Below are 6,897 nucleotides of genomic sequence, written 5' to 3'. Positions count from 1 at the left end.
GTCGTCTGAAAAGTTTCAGACGACCTTTTTATATCCATATAAACCGCCTTTGCTATAACGGTATTTACTTCACTTATCAAACTTGCCCACAAAACATTTTAAACCTACAATGCCGCTGTTTATCACATCTCCGAGCCCGTCATGTTTTTCGTCCTTTCCCCCGCTAAAAACCTCAATGAAAAAGCCCCTGCGCCCGTCAAAGAATTCACCCAACCCGACCTCTTGGCGGAAGCCGAAATCCTGATGCGCCAACTGCGTGAACTTGCCCCGCAGCAAATCGCCGAGCTGATGCATGTTTCCGACAAAATCGCCCTCTTAAACGCTGAGCGCAACGCCGAATGGCATACACCGTTTACCCCCGACAACGCAAAACAGGCAGTCTTTATGTTCAACGGCGACGTTTACGAAGGCATCGCCGCAGACACCCTCAAACCCGAACAAATCCAATATCTGCAACAACACGTCCGCCTGCTTTCCGGCCTCTACGGCGTCCTGCGTCCGCTGGATTTGATGCAGCCCTACCGCTTGGAAATGGGAACGGCGTTTGCCAACACACGCGGTAAGAACCTGTATGAATTTTGGGGCGACATCATCACTGACCTGCTGAACGACACCCTTGCCCAAGCAGGCAGCGACATATTAATCAACCTCGCTTCGCAAGAATATTTCAAATCCGTCAACACTAAAAAACTCAAAGCCCGCCTGATTACCCCCGTTTTCAAGGATGAAAAAAACGGCAAATACAAAATCATCAGCTTCTACGCCAAACGCGCGCGCGGACTGATGGTACGCTACGCGGCGGAACATAATATTACCGACCCGGAAATGCTGAAAAACTTTGATTACGAAGGCTACTCATTTAACGCAGCCGCGTCTAACGAGTCCGAATGGGTGTTCATGCGCAAAGAACAAACCAAGTAAAAACAAAAAACTAAATATTCACCTTAAAATTTCGCTTGGCAAACCCGACAAATTTCATTATTATTCCCGCTTCAAGAGACGGAAGCGTGGCAGAGCGGTTTAATGCAACGGTCTTGAAAACCGTCGAGGGTTGATAGCCCTCCGTGAGTTCGAATCTCACCGCTTCCGCCATTTCTTGAAAATAGAAAAACCAAATAAAAATGAAGTGAAGCCCAGCCAACAGCATTTTTATTTGGTTTTACTTTATTCTACGGAAACGTGGCAGAGAGGCTGAATGCAGCGGACTCGAAATCCGCTGAGGGTGCAAATCCTCCGTGGGTTCGAATCCCACCGTTTCCGCCAAACCGGACAAGAAGCCGCTGCAAAAACAGCGGCTTTTTGTTTTTCTCCTGAAGTCTCCCTCAATAAAACCCCTCCTCGGATTGTTAAAACAAACTCAAACAAGAAGTAGCCAAGCCTTATCGTTTACTTCTGTTTATCCATCCGAAAAATGAAAAAGCTTCATTGAAAAAGGTCGTCTGAAACCGTTTGACCCAACGTTTTCAGACGACCTTTTCAGTTTGTCCAAAGCTATATCACGAAGTCCAGCAGATAAAAGTCTTCTTTGCCCACGCCGCATTCGGGGCATTTCCAATCGTCGGGGATGTCATCGAATTTGGTGCCGGGGGCGATGCCGTGTTCGGGGTCGCCGAGGTCTTCGTCGTAAATCCAGCCGCAGGGGCCGCACATGTATTGTGCCATGGTGTGTTCCTTCTAATGGTTGAGGTCGTCTGAAAACGGTCGGCAAAAGGTTTTCAGACGACCCCTTGTTGGTCTGTTTCAGCCCTTATGCCGCTTCCAGCGCCGCGATTTCTTTGCGCAAGTGTTTCAACGCGGGGGTAACGATGGCGACGAACATGGCTTCGCGGACGCGGCGTTGGGCGGGGCTGCGCATGAGGTAGCCTTTGGCGCCGGCGTGTAAGGCGGCGGATTGGGCGGCGGCAAGCGTCAGCTCGGCGGCGGCGGCGCGCAGTTTCAGCGTGGCGAGGTTTTCGGGCGTGTTTTTCCAAGCCAAGTCTGCCAGCCGTTCGGTGGTTTGCCATGCCTCGTCCAAGGCGGCTTTGAGGCTGTCGTAGCTGTCGTCGAGATAGCTGTTGACATCGGCGTTGACGACGTTGGCGATGCGGATGATGCCGAGGCTGCCGTCGATCACGCCTGCGCCGATGCCGATTTGCAGCAAGATAAAGCCGGACTTGATGGAGGCGATGTAGTCGGAGAACTGTTCGGGCGCGGCGATCACGTCTTCGTCAGGGATGAATACGTCTTTGAAGTTCAGGCTGAACGTGCGCGTGCCTTCGAGGGCGCAAAATTCGGGGCAGGCTTGCAGGGTTACGCCTTCCCATTGTCCGCCGGTGATGAACATGACGTAGCCGTCGCCGATTTGGGCGGTATTCGCCCAGATGTGGTCTTCGCCGATGTTGGATACCCACGGCAGCGCGCCGTTGACTTTGTAGCCGCCGTCCACGCGCTCGGCTTGAAGGTTGTGTTTTTCAATGCCGGCGAGGTGTTTGACGGTATTGGACATGCCCGTACCCGCCAAGACTTTGCCTTGCAGGATGTCGGCGAGGTATTTGTCTTTGACGGCTTGGTTGGGCGTCTGGTGCAGATACCACGCGCAAGCCGCCTGACACCATGCGCTGAACGAGGTCGCGCCGCATTCTTTGCCGACTTCGCGCAAGACGGCGATTTGCGTCGCCAAACCCAAGCCGTTGCCGCCTTCCACTTCCGTACCGACTGCGCCGAATCCGCCGATGGCGCCGAGTTCGCGCATAAAATCTTCGGGATACAAGCCATTGCGGTCGATTTCGTCCACTAAGGGTTTGAGTTTGGTTTTGACGAGTTCGGCAACTTGAGACAATAAGGTTTCACGGTTCATGGTCTTATCCTTGAAAATGTGTGCGGACGGCGCGGGAGCGTTCCGTTGGAAAGGGGAAGCAGTCCGTTACAGGGATAGCATTTTTGAAAAAGGTCGTCTGAAAACGGGCAAATGGTTTTGCCGCCGCTTTTCAGACGACCTTGGATCAGAATCAGGCGAACGCCTGCAATTCAGGGTTGATTTCTGTTTGCGCGACGTTGTTGACGTAGTTGCACAAAGTCGCCAGGGCAACGCCCATCACGACTTCGACAGCCTGCTGCTGGTTGTAGCCGGCGTCGAAGAAGGCTTTGAGTTCGGCATCGGATACCGCGCCTTTTTTTGCCATCACAGCTTGAGTGAACGCAGCGAGCGCGCCCAGTTTGGCATCGTCAAATTCGCCCGCCGCCAACGCACGCGCGGCTTTGATGGATTGCTCGGACAAGAGTTTTTTCAGGGTTGCCAGTTTGGTGTGGCCTGCCACGCAGAAACCGCATTCGTTGGTGCGGGCGGCGATGATTTGGATGACTTCGACTTCACCGGGAGTCAGACTGTTGGCGGCGTTCAGTTTGCCGACTTCTTGATAAAACGCCAACGCTTCGGGCGCGTTTGCCAATACGCCGATGAGGTTGGGGATGAAGCCGTTGTTTTTCAGCGCGGCTTCGACGCGGGGTTTTGCTGCTTCGGGAGCGGTTTCGACGGTGTGTACGGTTAAGCGTGCCATATTTATACCTTTGTTTTCAGTGTATTGAACGGAATATGGCATATTACTCCGATTGGCGTTTGTCGGGAAAGACTGATTGGTTATGTGCTGCAAACCAAAAGTTATAAGCAAGAAAAGGTCGTCTGAAAACCGAATACAGTTTTCAGACGACCCCTCTCATTCACTTATCCATCACTCAGCCCAGTTTTTCTTCTTACTGGTCTTACCTATGCCCGGATTGAAGCTGTTGGTCGGATCGAGTTTGCGGTAGAACTGTTTGAGCGCGGGTTTCGCTTCGTATAAATGACCGACGTTGTGTTCGGCGGGATATTGTGCGCCGCGTTGGTCTAAGAGATGAAGCATTTCGTGTTCCAATGCCATGCAGTCGTTGCCTTTTTTGATAATGTAATCCTGATGGAAAACGTGGCACATAAAATGTCCGTAGTAGAGCTTGTGGATGATTTTATTGTCGATTTCCGACGGCAGTTTTTCAAACCAGTCGCGGTCGTCGCGGCGCAGGGCGATGTCCAGCGCAACCAAGTCTTCCACTTCGTCATCATGCACGGCGCGATAGCGGATGGCGGCGGAAGCGACGGCAAAACGGTGCAGCATGGCGGCTTGGGTTTCTTCGGCGTTGCATTCGAAAAACGCGCCGCCGTGGTGCGCAAAATACTCTTTCAGGAACGCGCGCGCTTCATCGACGCCTTTTCCGCCCATTTTCAGAATCAGATGGTGTTCGTATTTGTCGCGGTAATCGCGCATGGATTTGGGCAGGTGGTCGGGCAGGTATTTGCTGACAAACTGCATGACCTTGTCGGAAAAATGTTTGGGCAGGAAGCTGATTTTTTTGCTGAAGCGGTCAACTTTGGCTTTGAAATCAAATAATTTCGGCAGTTGGTGTGTACCGAATTTTTTGATGACGTAGAACGTGTCTTTGCCGTACACGTCGGCAATATCGAAAGCATCGCGATGGATATACTCACCGGAAACGGGCAGGCTTTCAAATTCGCCCAAGGCGGCGCGGCGGATGTCGGTCAATTCGTTGATGTCGTTGGTACCGATGTAGAACACGGCGGTTTGCTTCTCTTGCGGGAAAGTGTCCAAGCGGACGGCGAAAACCATCAGTTTGCCCGCGCAGCCGGACGCTTCGTAATGGCGCGCCGGGTCGGCATTGAAACGCGCGGCGGTCGGCTCGTCCACTTGGCGGACATGGTCGCAATAGGCGTGGTCATGTCCTTTGCCCGCGTCTTGCGTGATGTCTTTTCTCTGATAATGATGGCCTTGCAGGTTGGTCAGGATTTCTTCGGGCGTGTCGCCCAAATCTATGCCCAAATGGTTGACCAGCTCCAATTTACCCTCTTCGTTGATTTGGGCGAACAGCGCCATTTCCGTGTAGGCCGGGCCGCGCTGCACCAATGCGCCGCCGGAGTTGTTGCACACGCCGCCCAAGACGGACGCGCCGATGCAGGATGAACCGATGACCGAATGCGGTTCGCGCCCCAAAGGTTTCAGCAGCAATTCGAGCTGGTTCAGGGTTGAACCGGGCAGGCAGACGACTTGTTCGTTGTTGTTGATGGTTTGGATGATGTTCATCCGCATGGTGTTCACGATCACGATGTCGCGGTCATAATCGTTGCCGTCGGGCGTCGAGCCGCCTGTCAAACCGGTATTCGCCGCCTGCGTAATCACAATCACGTCTGCTTCGACGCAGGCCTGCAAAATTTTCCACATTTCCAGAATGGTTCCGGGGCGCACCACCGCCAACGCCCTACCCTCGCCGAAACGGTAGCCTTGGCGGTATTGTTCGGTTTTCGCGGGGTCGGTGATGATGTATTTTTCGCCGACGGTTTGAGTCAGGCTGCTGATTAATTGCGAGGCGTTCATGATGCGCTCCTGATGGGTTTGTTTATGGTTCTCCCGGGGAGATATATATCTGCGGGAAACGCAGGCAATCGACCCGATATATCGAAATGAAAATATTGTAGTAACGCAACAAAGTAAAGTAAAGGTCGTCTGAAGGCAAATTTTTCGAATCGCCCCGATATTTTGACCGAATGCCGTACCATCATCTGAAACACCCCTCAACAAAAAACCTTATTCAATCCAAGCTTTGGCTTTCAGACGATCCTATCCCTTTCCGGTGCAAACTTTGTGAATAATCAATTTTGACACTGATAGCGTCTTGCCAGCCTATGAGTTTTAAAACATAATGACCCGGCCTTTTATCAATAAAAAATGCTTCTCAACAATAACACCATTCTTCAGAAAGCCGCGCCTTTCTATTCTTCCAACTAAAATCTCCCGCGCGTCTTGCCTGATGGCACGTTACTCAAACCGGCTGAAAACAGAAGTTTTGCCGCTCCGCTTTCCGTTTGTACGGAGCGCGGCGGGGAGGGTTTTCTTAACTGTCAATCAAGTGAGGACGCTTCATGAATCAGTCAAAACTTCTCAGATGGTCCATTACGGTCGCGCTGGCGGGTTTCCTGTTCGGCTTCGATACCGTCGTGATTTCGGGTGCCGATCAGGCATTGCAGGAATTGTGGAAAAGCCCGGATTGGTTTCACGGCTTGGTCGTTATGTCATCCGCGCTTTGGGGTACGGTTATCGGTGCGCTCTTTGGCAGCATACCGACCGATAAATTCGGGCGTAAAAAAACGCTGGTTGTCATCGGCGCGTTGTATGTGGTCGGTGCGCTCGGTTCTGCCTTGGTCAACGACCCTTATTCCTTCGCCAAATTCGGCCGCCGCCAACTGATGTATATCGGCTCGTTCGGCTACATCATTTCGCTCGGTTTGGTGTCGCTTGCCTTCTTCCTCGGCTGGAAGGGCATGGCGGTTCCGCTCTTTTTCTTCCTCTTTATCGCCGCACACGCCATCGGTCAGGGTACGGTGATTTGGGTGTTTATCTCCGAAATTTTCCCCAGCCACCTGCGTGCACAAGGTCAGGCGTTGGGCAGCTCGACCCACTGGGTGCTTGCCGCCGCCATTCCCGCCGCCATTCCGTTCCTGTTCGGCAGCATCGGGGCGGGCTGGGTGTTCGTCTGCTTCACGGCGATGATGGTGTTGCAACTTTTCTTCGTGATGACGATGATGCCCGAAACCAAAGGCGTGCCGTTGGAGGAATTGTCCAAATCACTGATTAAAGAAGATGCTTGAATCGATATGAACGAAAAGGTGGGCGGATTCGCATTCGAAGTGCAACTTTCCACAACAGAAAAAGGCCAGTATGCGGTAGCATACGGCCTTTCCTGCAAGAAAGATTGCCATGGGCTACACACAACTGACCCAAGACGAACGATACCATATCCAATACCTGTCCCGCCACTGCACCGTCGCCGAAATCGCCAAACAGCTCAACCGCCACAAAAGCACCATCAGCCGCG

General features: G+C 52.5%; 7 protein-coding genes and 2 tRNA genes. 5 read left to right on the top strand and 4 right to left on the bottom strand.

What is annotated here, in order from left to right; translation table 11 throughout:
• The first annotated feature begins 141 nt into the window (after window positions 1–141).
• The 3 genes from yaaA (at window position 142) to HMPREF2907_RS11255 (ending at window position 1,263) form a co-directional block, all read left to right on the top strand.
• Complete coding sequence (gene yaaA, locus HMPREF2907_RS11265) at window positions 142–921, top strand: peroxide stress protein YaaA (protein WP_070682748.1); 780 nt, start codon at window positions 142–144, stop codon at window positions 919–921.
• An 80-nt stretch (window positions 922–1,001) separates the two neighbouring features.
• Window positions 1,002–1,092 (top strand) — tRNA-Ser (locus HMPREF2907_RS11260).
• An 81-nt stretch (window positions 1,093–1,173) separates the two neighbouring features.
• Window positions 1,174–1,263: transfer RNA gene (locus HMPREF2907_RS11255), tRNA-Ser, on the top strand.
• Window positions 1,264–1,491: 228 nt separating this feature from the next.
• Here HMPREF2907_RS11255 and HMPREF2907_RS11250 read toward each other — a convergent pair.
• The 4 genes from HMPREF2907_RS11250 to dld form a co-directional block, all read right to left on the bottom strand.
• A complete protein-coding gene (locus HMPREF2907_RS11250; RefSeq protein ID WP_003757556.1) occupies window positions 1,492–1,662 on the bottom strand; it encodes a rubredoxin in 171 nt (56 codons plus the stop codon).
• 85 nt (window positions 1,663–1,747) lie between these two features.
• Window positions 1,748–2,836, bottom strand: coding sequence for an acyl-CoA dehydrogenase family protein (locus HMPREF2907_RS11245; protein WP_070682747.1), 1,089 nt, complete (start codon window positions 2,834–2,836; stop codon window positions 1,748–1,750).
• A 151-nt stretch (window positions 2,837–2,987) separates the two neighbouring features.
• Window positions 2,988–3,536 carry a carboxymuconolactone decarboxylase family protein gene (locus HMPREF2907_RS11240; protein ID WP_003764609.1) on the bottom strand — a complete coding sequence of 183 codons (549 nt, stop codon included), beginning with the start codon at window positions 3,534–3,536 and terminating at the stop codon, window positions 2,988–2,990.
• A 171-nt stretch (window positions 3,537–3,707) separates the two neighbouring features.
• The gene (gene dld, locus HMPREF2907_RS11235; protein WP_070682746.1) at window positions 3,708–5,399 is read right to left on the bottom strand and encodes a D-lactate dehydrogenase; all 1,692 of its coding nucleotides are present in this window, start codon (window positions 5,397–5,399) and stop codon (window positions 3,708–3,710) included.
• A 545-nt stretch (window positions 5,400–5,944) separates the two neighbouring features.
• Between dld and HMPREF2907_RS11230 the strand changes: the two genes are divergently transcribed.
• Together HMPREF2907_RS11230 and HMPREF2907_RS11225 are read left to right on the top strand one after the other, a co-directional pair.
• A complete protein-coding gene (locus tag HMPREF2907_RS11230) occupies window positions 5,945–6,670 on the top strand; it encodes an MFS transporter (protein ID WP_070682745.1) in 726 nt (241 codons plus the stop codon).
• Between the two features lie 109 nt (window positions 6,671–6,779).
• The coding region (locus HMPREF2907_RS11225) for a helix-turn-helix domain-containing protein (protein WP_141754451.1) at window positions 6,780–6,897 on the top strand (118 nt) is incomplete at its 3' end.

Origin of the sequence: Neisseria sp. HMSC055H02 (genome assembly GCF_001813335.1) — a bacterium.
In the GTDB taxonomy this organism is placed as follows: domain Bacteria; phylum Pseudomonadota; class Gammaproteobacteria; order Burkholderiales; family Neisseriaceae; genus Neisseria; species Neisseria sicca_C.
The sequence above is the reverse complement of the archived record's forward strand: the minus strand, read 5'-3'. Positions and strand labels throughout refer to the sequence as shown.

What these genes read in the sequence shown, in the direction of transcription:
- HMPREF2907_RS11240 (WP_003764609.1), bottom strand. Translation starts at nt 3,536, where the DNA reads ATGGCACGCTTAACCGTACACACCGTCGAAACCGCTCCCGAAGCAGCA.
- HMPREF2907_RS11230 (WP_070682745.1), top strand. Translation starts at nt 5,945, where the DNA reads ATGAATCAGTCAAAACTTCTCAGATGGTCCATTACGGTCGCGCTGGCG.
- yaaA (WP_070682748.1), top strand. Translation starts at nt 142, where the DNA reads ATGTTTTTCGTCCTTTCCCCCGCTAAAAACCTCAATGAAAAAGCCCCT.
- dld (WP_070682746.1), bottom strand. Translation starts at nt 5,399, where the DNA reads ATGAACGCCTCGCAATTAATCAGCAGCCTGACTCAAACCGTCGGCGAA.
- HMPREF2907_RS11245 (WP_070682747.1), bottom strand. Translation starts at nt 2,836, where the DNA reads ATGAACCGTGAAACCTTATTGTCTCAAGTTGCCGAACTCGTCAAAACC.
- HMPREF2907_RS11250 (WP_003757556.1), bottom strand. Translation starts at nt 1,662, where the DNA reads ATGGCACAATACATGTGCGGCCCCTGCGGCTGGATTTACGACGAAGAC.